The organism is Lactobacillus sp. LL6 (assembly GCF_007570935.1).
GTDB lineage: Bacteria > Bacillota > Bacilli > Lactobacillales > Lactobacillaceae > Lactobacillus.
This window is the reverse complement of record NZ_VLLR01000001.1, coordinates 1,418,130-1,434,553: the sequence shown is the minus strand read 5'-3', so window position 1 is coordinate 1,434,553 and position 16,424 is coordinate 1,418,130. Positions and strand designations below refer to the sequence as shown.

Annotated in this window: 12 protein-coding genes, 3 tRNA genes, 1 pseudogene and 1 other annotated feature (1 of these 17 only partly in view); of the genes and pseudogenes, 12 read left to right on the top strand and 4 right to left on the bottom strand. The window is 33.2% G+C overall.

The window, feature by feature from the left end:
- Nucleotides 1-77 (bottom strand) — a binding site (T-box leader) (it extends 161 nt beyond the left edge of the window).
- 157 nt (nucleotides 78-234) lie between these two features.
- The 3 genes from FOD82_RS06780 (at nucleotide 235) to FOD82_RS06770 (ending at nucleotide 2,462) form a co-directional block, all read left to right on the top strand.
- Complete coding sequence (locus FOD82_RS06780) at nucleotides 235-894, top strand: antibiotic biosynthesis monooxygenase (protein WP_144355716.1); 660 nt, start codon at nucleotides 235-237, stop codon at nucleotides 892-894.
- A gap of 117 nt (nucleotides 895-1,011) precedes the next feature.
- Nucleotides 1,012-1,083: transfer RNA gene (locus FOD82_RS06775), tRNA-Gln, on the top strand.
- Nucleotides 1,084-1,232: 149 nt separating this feature from the next.
- On the top strand, nucleotides 1,233-2,462 hold the full coding sequence (locus FOD82_RS06770; RefSeq protein ID WP_144355715.1) for an RNA-guided endonuclease TnpB family protein: 1,230 nt from the start codon (nucleotides 1,233-1,235) through the stop codon (nucleotides 2,460-2,462).
- Between the two features lie 494 nt (nucleotides 2,463-2,956).
- On the opposite strand, the pseudogene FOD82_RS06765 reads toward FOD82_RS06770, so the two are convergent.
- Nucleotides 2,957-4,346, bottom strand: a pseudogene (locus FOD82_RS06765) (IS3 family transposase).
- Between the two features lie 327 nt (nucleotides 4,347-4,673).
- Between FOD82_RS06765 and FOD82_RS06760 the strand changes: the two are divergent.
- The 5 genes from FOD82_RS06760 (at nucleotide 4,674) to araA (ending at nucleotide 11,295) form a co-directional block, all read left to right on the top strand.
- Nucleotides 4,674-5,756, top strand: coding sequence for a GntR family transcriptional regulator (locus FOD82_RS06760; protein WP_144355714.1), 1,083 nt, complete (start codon nucleotides 4,674-4,676; stop codon nucleotides 5,754-5,756).
- 209 nt (nucleotides 5,757-5,965) lie between these two features.
- Complete coding sequence (locus FOD82_RS06755; RefSeq protein ID WP_144355713.1) at nucleotides 5,966-7,408, top strand: sugar porter family MFS transporter; 1,443 nt, start codon at nucleotides 5,966-5,968, stop codon at nucleotides 7,406-7,408.
- Between the two features lie 10 nt (nucleotides 7,409-7,418).
- Nucleotides 7,419-9,035, top strand: coding sequence for an FGGY-family carbohydrate kinase (locus FOD82_RS06750; RefSeq protein ID WP_144355712.1), 1,617 nt, complete (start codon nucleotides 7,419-7,421; stop codon nucleotides 9,033-9,035).
- On the top strand, nucleotides 9,035-9,766 hold the full coding sequence (locus FOD82_RS06745; protein WP_144355711.1) for an L-ribulose-5-phosphate 4-epimerase: 732 nt from the start codon (nucleotides 9,035-9,037) through the stop codon (nucleotides 9,764-9,766). Before FOD82_RS06750 ends, FOD82_RS06745 begins: the two co-directional genes overlap by 1 nt.
- 101 nt (nucleotides 9,767-9,867) lie before the next feature.
- Nucleotides 9,868-11,295 (top strand): L-arabinose isomerase, encoded by a 1,428-nt coding sequence (gene araA / locus FOD82_RS06740; RefSeq protein ID WP_144355710.1) that lies wholly within the window; start codon nucleotides 9,868-9,870, stop codon nucleotides 11,293-11,295.
- Nucleotides 11,296-11,340: 45 nt separating this feature from the next.
- Here the strand turns inward: araA and FOD82_RS06735 are convergent, their stop codons facing one another.
- Both FOD82_RS06735 and FOD82_RS06730 read right to left on the bottom strand, forming a co-directional pair.
- Complete coding sequence (locus tag FOD82_RS06735) at nucleotides 11,341-12,465, bottom strand: acyltransferase family protein (protein ID WP_144355709.1); 1,125 nt, start codon at nucleotides 12,463-12,465, stop codon at nucleotides 11,341-11,343.
- Entirely contained in the window at nucleotides 12,443-13,438 is a 996-nt protein-coding gene (locus FOD82_RS06730) for a Gfo/Idh/MocA family oxidoreductase (protein WP_144355708.1), read from the bottom strand. The genes FOD82_RS06735 and FOD82_RS06730 overlap by 23 nt, the downstream gene beginning before the upstream one ends.
- Before the next feature lie 180 nt (nucleotides 13,439-13,618).
- Between FOD82_RS06730 and FOD82_RS06725 the strand changes: the two genes are divergently transcribed.
- Together FOD82_RS06725 and FOD82_RS06720 are read left to right on the top strand one after the other, a co-directional pair.
- Nucleotides 13,619-13,700, top strand: a tRNA-Tyr gene (locus FOD82_RS06725).
- A gap of 57 nt (nucleotides 13,701-13,757) precedes the next feature.
- Nucleotides 13,758-13,829, top strand: a tRNA-Gln gene (locus tag FOD82_RS06720).
- A gap of 301 nt (nucleotides 13,830-14,130) precedes the next feature.
- Here FOD82_RS06720 and FOD82_RS06715 read toward each other — a convergent pair.
- Nucleotides 14,131-14,427, bottom strand: coding sequence for a rhodanese-like domain-containing protein (locus FOD82_RS06715; protein ID WP_144355707.1), 297 nt, complete (start codon nucleotides 14,425-14,427; stop codon nucleotides 14,131-14,133).
- A 90-nt stretch (nucleotides 14,428-14,517) separates the two neighbouring features.
- On the opposite strand from FOD82_RS06715, the gene FOD82_RS06710 reads away from it, so the two are divergent.
- A complete protein-coding gene (locus FOD82_RS06710; RefSeq protein ID WP_144355706.1) occupies nucleotides 14,518-15,633 on the top strand; it encodes a hypothetical protein in 1,116 nt (371 codons plus the stop codon).
- A gap of 83 nt (nucleotides 15,634-15,716) precedes the next feature.
- On the top strand, nucleotides 15,717-16,415 hold the full coding sequence (locus FOD82_RS06705) for a GntR family transcriptional regulator (protein ID WP_144355705.1): 699 nt from the start codon (nucleotides 15,717-15,719) through the stop codon (nucleotides 16,413-16,415).
- Nucleotides 16,416-16,424: the final 9 nt, after the last annotated feature.

Here is a 16,424-nt window from a genome sequence, read left to right as displayed (position 1 = left end):
GGAAGCTATCTCTTCACACCAATCGAGACTCTCTGGAAGCTATTATTTGATCTACTTTTCTTTCTCATTGCGATTTATTAATTAAATTGTTGTTAATAATATTATACTGTTTTTAATAAAAGTCAATAGAAAATCAAAAATAATTTTAAGTGTATTTTGCCTTGTTGTTTTTATAATAAGTTCTAAAATATACTTATAAGCTAGATTTTTTATTAGATTTTTTAGGAGAAAAAAATGGACAATACACCTGTATTAAAGTTAACTAAGTTAGTTATCAAAAAAGAAGATCGTGCAGAATATATTAGAGAAGCTGAAAATGATATGCATCAATCAATTCCAGCACAAATTGATACTTTGATTATTGGTAGTGGTCATGAAGATGCCCAAGGAACTATTAATTATGTTGTAAGATTGTTCCGTAGTCCAATAGCTGAAGATTTATATACTGCTGCTGATCATGCAGATGAGTATGCAGAAACTATTAAGAGAATTGCCCAAGAGCAAAAAACTTGGGATTTGAATGCACAAATTATTACAACAAAGCCAAATAAAGCTCTTAATTCTTATGCTAACGAGTTTGTAATGCATCTTAATAAAATTAATGTTAAAAAAGGTAATGAGGATAAGTTTGAACATGCAATAAAGAAAGAAATTACCAATGCTATGGCCGAAGAAGTTGGCGTTGAAATGATCATTGCAGGTAATGATAAGAGTAATCCTGATGAATGGTTTGTACTTGAAGTATATTCAAATGACACTGAGTACAAAGCACACCTTGATTCAAAGCATTTTGCAGAATATCAAGATGAGATTAAGGACTTAATTGAAAGTAGAGAAAGCCACGAATTAGTACGTGATACACTAGCCTCACAAGGTGCTGTAGTAATTGACTAAATTTTTTTGAAAAAGTTTCAAATTTTTCTTGACTCTTTTCTTGTTATCCCCTATACTATTAAATGTCGAGTGGTGAGAACCATTTGAATAGAACTAACAAGTAAAAGGTTCGAAGGATGGGTTATAGCCAAGTGGTAAGGCAATGGTTTTTGGTACCATCATGCGCTGGTTCGAATCCAGCTAACCCAATTCATTGATTTTTAGGCGAGATACCAGCGATTTTAATCGCTGGAGGGATAGCCTTAAGCTGATGCGTTCGCGTCAGCTTATTTTTTTGATATTTTATATATTTCACAGTTTATATTTGATATAATATTTGTGAAGAAAGGAGGACAACAATGAACCAAACTGTTACTATCAAAGTAAAACTAAACTTTGATAATCAAACTATTGCTAACAAATTTGAAAAAACTATGGAAGCTTATCGTCTTACTTGTAACTATATTTCTGAGTACATATTTAATCATAATTTTGATATGTCACAGACCAGACTGAATAAAGCTATTTATTCTGATTTGCGTTCAAAATTTGGCTTAAAGTCCCAAATGGCTCAATCTGCAATTAGAAATGTTGTTGCCAAGTATAAGACTGTTAAGACTCAGCTCTTTAATAATCCACTGTATTATGATACTGGCCAAAAGAATGCTAAAGGCAAGAAAGTTTATCAGCGTGTTTATCGTAATTTAGACTGGCTTTGGAATCCGATTTCTTTTAATACTCCACAAGTTGACTTGCAGAGAAACAGAGACTGGTCTTATTTAGCTTCTAAAAACTTGCTCTCTTTAAATACTTTAGATGGCAGAGTCAAAGTAACTCCAATCTGTAAAGGCTTTGATCAATACTTTACACCTGAATGGAAATTAGGAATTGGCAAGCTTTTGAATATTGGAAACAAGTGGTATCTGCATGTTTCTGCTACTAAAGAAATACCTGATTATCAAGTTTCACAGACTGAGCATGTAGTTGGTATTGATCGTGGACTACGCTTTTTGGCAACCTGTTATGATGAGCATGGTAAGACAGCTTTCTTTGATGGCAAACAAGTTGCTAGAAAACGCAGAAAATATAAGAAATTAAGAGCTCAATTACAAGCTAAAGGTACTAAATCTGCCAAACGAAGACTGAAAAAAATCGGTCAGCGAGAGAACCGTTGGATGACTGATGTCAATCATCAATTGTCTAAGACACTCGTTAATAAGTATGGCAAGAATACCCTTTTTGTAATTGAAGATTTGGGCGGAGTTAGAGAAGCTACAGAAAAGACCAATAAAGATTCCAGATATGAAAATGTATCTTGGGCTTTCTTCCAATTAGGTCAATTCTTAACTTATAAATCAAACCTTAATTCTTCTCAAACTGTTGAATTACCGGCAGAGTACACCAGTCAAAGGTGTCCTAAGTGCGGACGTATTCGCAAGGAGAATAGAGATCATGATTTGCATCTCTATATCTGTGATAAGTGTGGTTATAGCACAAATGATGACCGTTTAGCAGCTATCAATATCCAGCAATTAGGGACAAGATATGTATCTGGTGAAGAAGAGCCGATAATAATCAAAGATAAATAGCTAGCAGATCAGTTTATGATCCTGTTAGAACATCTAGTGAGCTAAATCTTGCTAGATAAACGGGCGTAAGTCAATCGTCCGATATGATGTAGCCACAAACAAGCAGGAGTCGCAAGACATTTGGACTGCTGACTCAATGAGAGTCGTGAGTTACAAGCCACGGACTTTAGTCCGTGGTGAATTGACAGAGGTGAAAAAGAACACAGTGAGAGCTGTGTTCTTTTTTTTTGCTTTTTTATCTTAATTATTAATATAGCAAAACAAAAAAGAGTGACGTGTTAACCATGTACACTCCATTAGCTAATGCGGGTAATCAGCCCGACTTTTTGCGTGCTAGGTATGACCTAGTTTTATTAATCTTGCTAAAAAGATTATAGCATAGAATCAACAAAATGGTAAAATGTTTAATGCGTGCTTTAAGCACCTAATTAAAAACGCTTATGCGTTGAAAGGAGGTGTATGATATGAACCCTAAAATTAGGACATATTATTGATTAGCTTTGATTCATGATCGCATTCCGATATTCAATCGGAGTGCGATTTTTTAGTATAGATTTTATTCTCTTAGTGTTGTAATACTTAATATATTCTCTAATAGCTTGTTCTAATTCATCTAAGTTTTTAAAGTTTTTCTCAAAACCGTAGAACATTTCTCTTTTGAGTATGCCAAAGAACCCCCTCCATCATGCCATCATCTAAGGAGTTACCTTTGCGTGACATACTTTGAGTAATACCATGGTTTTTGAGCCAATTTTGGAAGAGTGGTTTTTGATATTGCCAACCTTGATCAGTATGGAAGATCAAGCCATTAAGTGCTGGATACTTCTTGTATGCATGTTCTAACATATCCATTACTTGTTTTAAAACAGGTCTGTGGCTGAGAGTATAAGAGACGATCTCTTGTGTGCAACCATCCATGATTGGGGATAAATAAAGCTTTTCACCATTTAAATGAAATTCTGTCACGTCTGAATACCACTTTATATTTGGCATCACAGACTTGAAATTGCGTTTGATTAGGTTAGCTTTGATTTTACCTACAGTTCCACGATAGCTTGAATATTTATACTTACGTCTAATGGCAATGCCATATAAGTGCATTTTAGTCATTAGACGCTTTACTTTTTTATGATTAATTTTAAGTCCTTCACGTTGAAGCTGCGCAGTAATTCTTCTATAACCATAGCGATGTTTGTGCTCTTCATATACTTCTTTGATCCTCTTCATAATCTTTTGGTTTTTTCTATCTTTATCATCATGTCCTTGAACATAGTAATAATTACTTCTGGATAGATGTGGAAGGTCAGGCTTAGAATTGATAACTTTGAGCACAAAACTTACAGTCACGTGAAGTTCTCGCCTTAGCTGTGTGACTGCAGAAACTATTTCTTGTGCTTTTGGTTTCTGGTTCTTTGTGCTACTAAGGCGTCTAATTTTTTTATAAATTCGTTCTCGACAGTAAGCTCTAAATTCTTCTGTTTGAGATTTTTGATTTGCTTTTGAAGTTCTTGGATCTGTTTGTCTTTGTCCTGCATTGGGTTTTCTGCCTTTCTGATGATTAATGACATTATACCCATCTTCTTTGTATTTGCGAAGCCAATTACGAAGCATTCCATCACTTGGTAAAGCAAGGTCTAGTGCTATTTGTTGTATCGGTTCAGCACCATATAGTATACGTTTTATTGCCTTCTCTTTAAACTCAATCGAATAGTTAGTATATGACCTGTTTAAGACGTCTAATCCATGTTTATCAAGTAACCTAACCAAATACCTAACTACACTAGAAGCTATTTTATATTCTTTGCTTAATGATTCAGCTGACTTTTTATAATTTTTCCAATTATTATAAATATCGATTTTATCTTGCTTAGTTAATTTAGTCATAATAAAACCCCGAAATTCTTGTCCAAATTTCGGGGTTCATATCAAAGGAGGTGTAAGGCATGACCAACGTTTTATTAATCATTGCTATCAGTGTGCTAATCGACTCAATCACTCGGTTAGTCCGTGAGATTAAGCGCCCTTAATGGCTTGCTTGATTTCTCAACTGGGACAGTTCTAATTGTAGAGCTGTCTTTTTTGGTTAATATGTACTTTCATCCGTATAATTTTAAAAATTTATATTTAAAACTTCCTAGATAGTTAAAAATTTAGTAGTATAAAGTAGGATACACCAGAATCATGTTTTAGCTTTTAGAAAGAAAGTTGTTTATGTCTGAAATTAAATATGAAAAAGTTCGCAATAGTCTGATAAAAGATATTGAAAGTGGCAACTATCAAGAAGGCGAAAAATTACCTACTGAGTCTGAATTAATGCAAATGTATAGTGTAAGTCGCTATACAATTCGAAGAGCAGCTGGTGAATTAGAAAATAGACACTATATTTATCGTATTCAAGGCGGCGGAATGTTCGTTGATAATTGGAAAAAAAGAATTAAATCTAAAGTTAGTGACACCAAAATGATTGGTGTAATAACTACTCATTTAGCTGATTATATTTTTCCTAGAATTATTAGTGGTATAGACAGAGTTGTTTCAGAAAATGGTTATTCTTTAATTCTTAATAATACCCATAATAATTCTGATGAAGAGCGTAAAGCTTTAAAAAGAATGATTGATAATGAAGTATCAGGATTAATTATTGAACCAACACAAAGTGCATTACCAAATAAAAATCTAGATCTTTATAATTATTTAAAAGAAAAAAATATTCCTACTCTTTTGATTAATGCCCATTATAATGATTTAGATTTTCCATATATAGAAGTAGACGATTTAAAAGCTGAAAAAGATATAACTAATTATTTGATTGGCTTAGGACATAAAAAGATCTTAGGTATGTTTCAAGTAGATGACATGCAGGGAACTAAGAGATTGCGAGGTTTTTTAGATGCCTACATGGAGCATCCTGATATTTCATATTTAAATGAAACTATTATGTATCAGTCAACTGAAAATATGTCGCCGATATTAAAAGAAGCAATTTCAAAAATTAATCGTGAAAATGGACCGACTGCAATAGTTTGCTATAATGATGAACTTGCCATTCAAATGATGGATGTAATTAGATCAGTAGATTTAAAAATTCCTACAGATATTTCAGTTGCTGGTTTTGATGATTATATTTTAGGAAGATATATTTCCCCACGCTTAACAACTGTGGCACATCCTAAAGAAAGAATGGGTGTAGATGCAGCTAAAACATTACTGGATATGATTAATGGTAAAAAAGTAACTTCTAAATGTTATAAAGTTAAGATAATGCCTAATGAAACAACCAGTAAGATAGATTAAAAATAATACTAATAAAAAAGACATTGAGCAAAAATTTGTTCGATGTTTTTTTATTTGTGTAATAATTTTAAATACAAAAATAATAAATGCAAAATTTATTATTAATTTGTATTGAAAAAAGGACGAGAAAGAAGTATTATTGATTTATAAATTGAAAGCGCATTCAATGACGAAAATAACAAGTTAATTTCATGAAAAAGGAGGAAAAAATGGCTAAAAGTGAAAAGAAGATATCTAGTGCTTTTATTTACTTCTTTGGATCGTTTGGTGGTATTTTATTTGGTTATGACATCGGTGTAATGACCGGGGCCTTACCATTTTTGGAAGCAGATTGGCATCTGCAAAACGCAGCGAGTTTGGTTGGATGGATTACTTCCGCCGTTATGTTTGGGGCTATTTTTGGTGGTGCACTTGCAGGTCAACTATCTGATAAGCTTGGTCGACGTAAAATGATTTTGATTTCTGCGGTAATATTTATGATTTTTTCAATTTTATCAGGGATAGCACCCGATATTGGAAAACTTAGCCCATATTATCTAATTATTGTAAGAATGCTTTTGGGACTTGCAGTTGGAGCTGCTTCGGCATTAGTTCCTGCATATATGTCAGAAATGGCTCCAGCAAAAGCAAGAGGTCGTTTATCAGGTCTTAATCAAACTATGATCGTTTCAGGGATGCTTTTATCTTATGTTGCTGATTTTTTGTTAAAAGATTTACCTGGAGAATGGGCATGGAGATTAATGCTAGGACTTGCTGCAGTGCCGGCTTTGATTTTATTTATGGGAGTATTGCGTTTACCTGAGTCTCCTCGTTTTTTACTTAAAAAAGGTGATGAAGCTCAAGCAAAGCGAGTTTTATCCTATATTAGATCAAACCCTGCTGAAATTAATCAAGAATTAGAAAGCATTAAAAAAACCGCTAAAAAAGAGCGTGAAGCAAATAAAAAAGCTAGCTGGAGTACTTTATTCAGTAGCAAGTATCGTTATTTAGTTATTGCTGGTGTTGGTGTTGCAGCTTTTCAACAATTTCAAGGTGCTAATGCAATTTTCTACTATATTCCTTTAATTGTACAAAAAGCAACTGGTCAAGCAGCTTCCTCTAACTTAATGTGGCCAATTATCCAAGGTATTATTTTAGTGATTGGATCACTATTTTATATGTGGATTGCAGATAAATTTAATCGCCGTGCGCTATTAATGCTTGGCGGCAGTGTAATGGGACTATCATTTATTTTACCGGCTATTTTAAATTGGATGATTCCAAATATGAATCCAATTACAATAGTTGTATTTCTTTGTATTTATGTGGCATTTTATTCATTTACCTGGGCTCCTCTTACTTGGGTTTTGGTTGGGGAAATCTTCCCATTAGCTATTAGGGGTCGCGCTTCTGGTCTTGCTTCTTCATTTAATTGGATTGGTTCATGGCTAGTTGGTTTAATTTTTCCAATTATGACTGCAAGTATGCCACAAGAAGCAGTATTTGCAATTTTTGGTGTAATTTGCTTATTAGGTGTAATCTTCATAAAAACTCGTGTTCCAGAAACTAGGGGACACACTCTTGAAGAAATTGAAGCTCAAGGAACAAATCATTTTAAGGCGATTAAAAAAGTACACTCTAAAAATATTAATGTAGAAAGAACTAATTCTTAGGAGAATAATTATGAATTTACTTGAAACTAAAAAACAAATTCAAAATGGTAAAACAGCCTTGGGAATTGAATTAGGATCTACAAGAATAAAAGTTGTCTTAATTGATAATAACTTTGAAACACTGGCTTCCGGAAGTTTTACATGGGAAAACCAATATAAAAATAATATTTGGACATATTCACTTGACCAAGTCTGGGAAGGAATTCAGCAAGCCTTTAAGCAATTAAAAGCTTCGGTTCAAAGTAAATATCATATTCCTTTAACTAGGATTGGTTCAATTGGTGTAAGTGCGATGATGCACGGATATTTACCATTTGACAAGGAAGGAAATTTACTCACTCCATTTAGAACTTGGAGAAATAATATTACTGAAGAAGCAGCTGATAAACTTACTGAATTATTTAATTTTAATATTCCTCAAAGATGGAGCATTGCGCATTTATATCAAGCTATTCTTAACAAGGAAGAACATGTTGATAATATTGATTTTATTACTACATTGGCTGGATATGTACATTGGAAGCTAACAGGAGAAAAAGTTACAGGAATTGGAGATGCTTCAGGTATTTTTCCAATAGATGAAAACGTGCTAGCTTATCGCAATGACTTTTTAAATAAATTTAGCAAATTACCAGAAGTTGCCAAATATTCATGGTCAATTGAAAATATTTTACCAAAACCTGTTGTAGCTGGAAAAAGTGCGGGGGAGTTAACCGAACAAGGTGCCAAGTTACTAGACCCCACAGGTTCTTTAAAAGCAGGTTCTCTTATGGCACCTCCAGAAGGGGATGCGGGAACTGGAATGGTAGCGACGAACAGTGTTAGAAAGCGTACAGGTAATATTTCCGTGGGTACATCAGCATTTTCAATGAATGTTTTAGATAAACCTCTCAAATCTGTTCACCGTGATATTGATTTGGTAACTACTCCTTCAGGTACACCTGTAGCTATGGTGCATGTTAATAATTGTTCTTCAGATATTAATGCCTGGGTTAATTTATTTAAAGAATTCGCAGATGCAACAGGTAATAAAATTAGTACGGATAACTTATATCAGACCTTATTTGATTCTACTGTTCGTGCTGATTCAAATGCTGGTGGCTTAGTAAATTATAGCTATTTATCTGGTGAAAATATTACAAAAATTAAGGCAGGTAGACCACTATTTGTCAGGACTGAAAATAGTAAGATGAATCTTGCTAACTTTTTCTTGAGCCAATTATATGCAGCTTTTGCTCCTCTTAAAATCGGTATGGATATTTTATTAAATGAAGAACATGTGCAAACTGATGTAATGGTAGCTCAAGGTGGTTTATTTGCTACACCTGTTATTGGACAACAAGTTTTAGCTAATGCTTTAAATATCCCTATTACTGTGATGAATACAGCAAGTGAAGGCGGTCCATGGGGAATGGCTGTTTTAGCAAAGTACGCTGAAACAGGTGGTGTTAAAAAATTAGCTGATTATTTAGATGAGGATGTATTTAAGAATCCAGAAAGCATGACTCTTACTCCTGAAGATAACGGTGTTAAAGGATATGAGGAGTTTATTGGGGATTATCAAGCTGGGTTGCCAGTAGAGGAGCTTGCTGGAAGTAAAATTAATTTTCAAGAAGGAGAAAAATAATGCTAGAAGACTTAAAAAAGGAAGTTTATGAAGCAAATATGCAGTTGCCGAAGCTAGATTTGGTTTCATTTACATGGGGAAATGTTTCCGGAATTGATCGTGAAAAGGGTTTGTTTGTTATTAAACCTTCTGGAGTTCCATATGATGAATTGAAGCCTGAAGATATGGTAGTTGTTAATCTTGATGGTGAAGTTGTAGAAGGGACTATGAATCCATCTTCAGATACTCCAACGCATACCTATTTGTACAATCATTTTCCAAAAATTGGAGGTATTGTCCATACTCATTCTCCATGGGCTGTTTCTTTTGCGGCAGCTAATATGGATATTCCAGCACTTAATACTACACATGCAGATACTTTTTATGGGGATGTACCGGCTGCTGATGCATTAACTAAAGAAGAAATTGAAGAAGATTATGAAGGGAATACTGGAAAAACAATTGTACGTACTTTTAAGGAACAAAATTTAGATTACGAAGCAATTCCAGCATCTTTAGTAAGTCAGCACGGCCCTTTTGCTTGGGGAAAAACTCCGCAAGAAGCAGTGTATAATGCAAAAGTTTTGGAAGTAGTTGCCGAAGAAGATTATCATTCTTTGCAATTAACTCGAGGTAATATTCATTTACCACAATATTTACTAGATAAGCATTATTATCGTAAACATGGTCAAGATGCTTATTATGGGCAAAATAACGCTCATTCTAAAGATCATGCTAAAAAAATTAGCTAAAATTAATTAATAAATATGTTATATTTATATTGAATTTATATGGTATTAGCCTTACAATTAAAATGTAAGCGTTTTATTTAAAATAAAAAAGGAGATCAATTATGCGTAAAGTTCCAGATTATAAGTTTTGGTTTGTTGTAGGTAGTCAACCGTTATATGGGGAGGAAGCTTTAAGAGAAGTAAAAGAAGATGCAGAAAAAATTGTTGCTGGTATTAACAAAAGTGGAAAGTTAGAATATCCGATTGAATTTAAGTTAGTTGCTACAACTGCAGAAAGTATTACTAAGTTTATGAAAGAAGCAAACTATCGTGATGATGTTGCTGGGGTAATTACTTGGATGCATACTTTTTCACCAGCTAAAAATTGGATTCGTGGTACTCAATTATTGCAAAAGCCACTGCTGCACTTATGTACACAATTTTTAAATCATATTCCATTTGATGATATTGATATGGATTATATGAATTTACACCAAAGTGCACATGGTGATCGTGAGTATGAATACATTAATGCAAGGTTAGGTGTTCCAGATACCATTGTTTATGGATGGTGGAATGATGAAAAAGTTCAAAAACAAATTGCTTCTTGGGAGCACGTAGCAATTGCTTATGATGAAAGTTTTCACATTAAAATTGCTAGATTTGGCGATACAATGCGTGATGTTGCTGTTACTGAAGGTGATAAGGTTGCTGCTCAAATCAAACTTGGCTGGACAGTTGATTATTACCCAATTGCTGATTTAGTTAAATTAGTTAATGAAGTAAAAGAAGAAGATATTGATAAAGAATATAAGAAGTTGGAACAAAACTTTGAAATGGTTGAAGGCGATAACGACCATGAAAAATATGTTCACGCTGTCCGTTATCAATTACGTGAATATTTAGCTCTTAAAAAGTTTTTAGATGATAATGATTACAATGCCTTTACTGATAACTTCCAAGATCTTGCAGGACTTGAACAATTGCCAGGACTTGCAGTACAACTTCTCCAATTACAAGGATATGGTTTTGGTCCAGAAGGTGACTTTAAGACAGCTGGCTTAAGTAAATTGATTAAGATATTAGCTGATAATAAGAAAACTGGTTTGATGGAAGATTATACGTTAGATTTACGTCGAGGCCATGAAGCAATTATGGGTTCTCATATGCTTGAAGTTGATCCTACCTTAGCCTCTGATAAACCTAGAGTAGAAGTTCATCCACTTGGTATTGGTGGTAAAGCAGATCCAGCACGATTAGTATTTACGGGATCAGAAGGAGACGGTATTTATGTAACTTTGTCTTACTTTGATAAAGGTTATAAGTTTGTTTCTTATCCAGTTGATGCTAAAATCCCTGAAAAAGAAATGCCTAAATTACCAACAGCTAAACAAATGTGGACACCAAAAGTTGGCTTAGAACCGGGTGCTAAAGCTTGGATGTATGCAGGTGGTGGACACCATTCAGTAATTTCTTTGAATGCTACTGAAGAACAATTGAAGCAATTAGCTCGCTTATTCAAAATTGAATTAGTTGATATTGATAAATAGAATTTTATGATTAATCTCGTTTAAAACTAGAATTAGATCTATAGTTTAAGCGAGATTTTTCTTTGCTTTTATAAATATTGGGCTACTCAAAAAAGCAGTAATAAAAGATAAAATCCAAGTTAAACAATAAATTATAAGAATACTTAAGAATGGAACTTGTTGAAATAAAATTTTGCCAAATAAATTCCAAAGAATCCATGACCACATTGCATTAGGCAGATAAGCTAAGTAAGCAATCTGAGCTAATTTATGAATTAAGTAACTTGTTTTTTTAAAGCGTGGTCCGACATGAATTGCAAATAAAGAAATTAAAAAGATAACACTTAAATCATAAAAAGTCATTGAAGGTTTATAATATGGTGCATTTGCTAGATTAAGAGGTAAGCCAAATTGAAATAATTCAAGATTAATAACAATAAAACTTAATATCAAAATAGCCACAATCGAGTATTTCCATTTTGATAAGAAATCACAATAAAATTCAAAAAATATAGCACATAATACACCGAGAAAACCATAAAGTGCAAAGCTCATAAAGAATCTGTCAAATAAATACCAATCGTGCATTTTAGGACCATGGAAAATCAAGCAATCATAGAATATTAACCATGAAGCAGATAAGATTAGAATAATAATCAAATAAAAGATAAATTTTTTCACTCGAAGCTGAAAATTAAAATCAATCCATTTTACAAGCAAATTAAATAGTGGCATTAATACCAAAAATTGCAGCATCATTACTGCATACCATAAGTGAGGTGCAGCATTTCCACTGATAAGCTGCCATAAAAAACTTTGAAAGTTATGATAATGATTAATTTGCTGTAAATTTGGAAAAAGTAACAAATAAATTATTCCCCATAAATAATAGGGAAAAAATGAGCTACGTAATATTTTTAGATAAAACTTTTTAGTATTAAATTTTGTTCCCAAATTGTACCGCGTATTAGTAAATAAAATACTAAAAATAAAAGCAGGTGCAGAAAATTTCACAACATTATAGCTAATACCAATTCTAATTTGGGTATCTGTATTGGGATGAGCATTTAAAGCAAACCCTAAGATAGATTGTAAAAAGACAGCTGATACTGCTATGACTTTTAAAAAGTCGCCATTATCAGCTGCCGTTTTATCTTGGAAAAAATTTCTATAATTCATTTTCATTGTCATAAGGGAATTTAAGTCCCCAAGCTACACGAACGCTGTTTAAAATATGAGCGATAGCTCGAGATTTCTCTAGTTGACCATCATCATGACCTTGTTCAATATAATGTTCAAAGTCACGAACCTCATATTGTAAAGCTTTATAACTTTCACCTGCTTCGATATAGTCGTGATCTTCTTCGTGAGCGCTTTCAGTGTAAGTAATGTCAGCGCGTGTTGCACGTGGATATTGGCTTATTTCAACATAACCTTTAGTGCCAGAGACAAGTCCACGCTTAGGTTGTTTAGCACGCATAGAAAGTGACATTACTGCCATTTGCCCTTTAGAGTTCTTTAAGATAATACCGGATTGTTCATCAACCCCAGTTTCAAAAAATTTAACTGAAGTAGTAATACTTTCTGGATATTCACCTAAAAATTCCATTGCAAATGCAGTAGCATACCCACCAATATCAAGAAGGGCTCCACCAGCAAGACGTTTACTAAAGAAGCGATTAGAAGGATCATAGTCTTTTAAACTGCCAAAATTAATTTGAATCATTTTTACTTGACCAAGTTTACCATCTTTAATAAGATCTTTAACTTTTTTATAAATAGGCATGTGATAAAGAGTAAATCCTTCAGTTAAGATAAGATGTTTTTCCTTAGCAAGTTTTGCTACTTCGTCAAACTGCTTAGCATTAACTGTTATAGGTTTTTCACAGAATACATTTTTGCCTGCATTTAACGCCTTTTTTATATAAGTATAATGAGACATATTAGGAGTAGCGATATAAATGATATCAATATTAGGATCTTCAATCATTTCATCAGGATCAGTAAAAATATGCTTAACATGCTTTTCTTCAGCGAATTCATCAACAGATTTTTCATTATTATTAGCTGCAGCATAAATTTCACCATTAACTGCATTTATTGCATCAGCCATATCATGAGCAATCCAGCCAGTGCCAACAATTCCCCAATTATATTTTTTCATAGTTTTCTCCTTATCAAAATTTTCTTACAATTAAAGTTTAGTATTATTGAAAGCGCTATGCAATAAAAGTGTTATGGCTTTTGATAAAGAAAAAAGATAATTTCAAAAATTAATTGATTTTTTTACAAAAAACACTTGCATTTATCCCTAAACTTATGTATTATAATAAACGTGCATTACGGAGGAATAGCGAAGTGGCTAAACGCGGCGGTCTGTAAAACCGCTCTCTCTGAGTTCGGCGGTTCGAATCCACCTTCCTCCATTGCTGGTTTATCCAGCTGGTAATTAGTTGAACTAACAAGTAAAAAGTTCAATGAATTGGGTTATAGCCAAGTGGTAAGGCAATGGTTTTTGGTACCATCATGCGCTGGTTCGAATCCAGCTAACCCAATAGTTCTTATAGAACACCCAACCCGATTAAGAAGTATCTCTTATGAGATGCTTCTTTTTTTGCTTATTTTCACTATACATTTTATGTATACTAGTATAAATAAATGTCATTTGAAAAATAGCTTGTTTCCTTTATACTTATTAATTGCAATAAACTTATATTTTGTAAGCAGGAGGAAAATATGAGACGTAATAGGGGATTTTTAGCTGGAATTGTGGTGTTAGTTGCAGCAGAGACATTAGCTGCGTGCTCTAATTCTAAAAATCAATGAAATAATAAAAGCTCGGATAATTCCGAGCTTTTAAAGTTCACTTATAGTTTTACCATGCCAATCGAGCATTCCTCCTTGAACATTAGTGACTTCGTAGCCCTTTAGTTCAAGGATAGCTGCTGCTTGACTAGAACGATTTCCAGATCTACAAATTAAGTAGTAAGGCTGATTTTTATTTCCAGAAAACTTTGCTATTTCTTCTAGTGGAAAATTTTGAGCTTCAGGGATATGGCTACCAGCATATTCCATTTCAGTGCGAACATCAATTAAGTTGATGTTTTTATTATTTAGCAAGTCCATTAATTTATTTGTAGAAATTTCTTTCATTTTTTAACCTCGATTATGCATTATTTACCTATTATAAAAGAAAAACAGGTAAAATGGTATTTAGTTTGTTTTTAGAAAGGGAAAAGTTGGATGCCTAGACTTATAAAAATTGGAGCTGGTGGCGCAGAAGTCACTTGGCATGATGCATTAAAAGATTTACACGCAGATGATGTATTGTTCTTAGAGCCTGGTTTTTACGAATTACCTAAGGGAATTACTTTGGCAGATATCACTATTAAAGGAACAGGATCAAGCCCAGAAGATACAACGATTTTAGGGTATGCCAGTATTTCTAAGAATAGTCGATATGTTACTTTAGAAAATCTTTGTATTAACACAAATAAAGATCGAAATAGTTTATTTGTACCCTTAGAAGCAGATACTTATCTGAGTTTACGAAATTGTGTTATTAAAGGATGCGGAACAGATACCGCAACTATTGCTGTAAATGGAAAAATCACTTTAGAATTATATTCAACAAAAATTATTGGTGGTTCTATTTCAATGTTTGAAGCATCAGATTTTAAATTAGAAATGAATGATTCAATTATTGACTATCCCTCAAATGAGTATTGTGCTTTAGCTTTAGAAGGGCATGGGACGGCAATTATTAATAATTCTAGAATCCATGGAAGTATTAATACTTTTGATAAAACTAACATGGAACTTGATTTTAATAATTCAATTCTTGATTACTTACTACTTCATGGTCAAACATGGATGAATATGATGGGAAGCGAAGTATTATCAATTGAGGATTCTTGTTTGTATGTAAGTGATGAGTGTTGGGTGAATATTTTAAATAGTAAATTTAATGGCGGTGTCTATTTAGATAAACAAGCTAGAATGATCGTACAAAATAGTGCTATAAATCGGATGGTGGCGATTGATGAAGCTGATGTGACTCTTAACAATTCGATTATTATGGCTCATGCTGATTTTCAAAATGATGCAAAATGTGATGCAAATCGTGTAACATTTAATGGAAATGCAGAATACGAGTATTTTTTAGCTGTTAGTGATGATGCCAAACTTTCAGGAAGTAATTTAGTTTTAAATTCAAATGGAGCTATTTTAGCAGTTCAAGATAATGCAAAATTTAAAGTAAATGTACTTGCAAGTAAAGATGACTCTCTACAAGTTGAATGTAGTAAAAAACCTAATGTTCATATTTTAGGAATGAAATGGACCGCTAAGAAAAAATAGCCATAAAAAATAAATGGGTCTTTAGACTATGCAATCTAGACCAATTTAGCTTATAATTGATTATAGATTTGGAGGGATGCACTATGGAAGAACCGATGTACATCAAAATTCATAATCAGATCAAGCAAGATGTAGAAAATCACGTCTATAAAGTGGGGGATCGAATTCCGGCAGAAAGACAGCTTGCAGTTGAGTTTGGTGTGTCAAGAATGACTTTGCGTCAAGCTATAAAAACGCTAGAAGAAGAAGGAATTCTTGAAAGACGCCTTGGTAGTGGAACTTATGTAGCTAGCCAAAAGGTTCAGGAAAAGATGTCAGGTATTATGTCTTTTACTGAAATTACTAAAGCAAACGGACAAAAGCCATCAAGTAAGCTGATTTCTTATCAAATTGGCAAACCATCATTATCAGAAAAAGAACGTTTAGCACTTCCAGCTGGTAAGGATGTTTTACGAATGGAGCGAATTAGATATGCTGATGAGACTCCAATTTGCTATGAAGTAGTAACGATTCCATATGATTTAGTTGAAGATATCTCTAAAGAAGATATATCTACTCATCTTTATGAAGCTTTAAGTAAAAATCATTATAAAATTGGACGTGTAACAGAACATATTTCTGCAGCTATTGCTAATGAACAAGATGCCAGACTTTTAAATGCTAAAAAAGGCGAAGCTCTTATTACTCGTAGACAAGTTACTGAGCTTTCTGATGGACAGCCTTTTGAATATACACGCGCACGTTATGTAGCAGAACGTTTCGAATTTACTTTTTCAAAATAAAAAACTCCA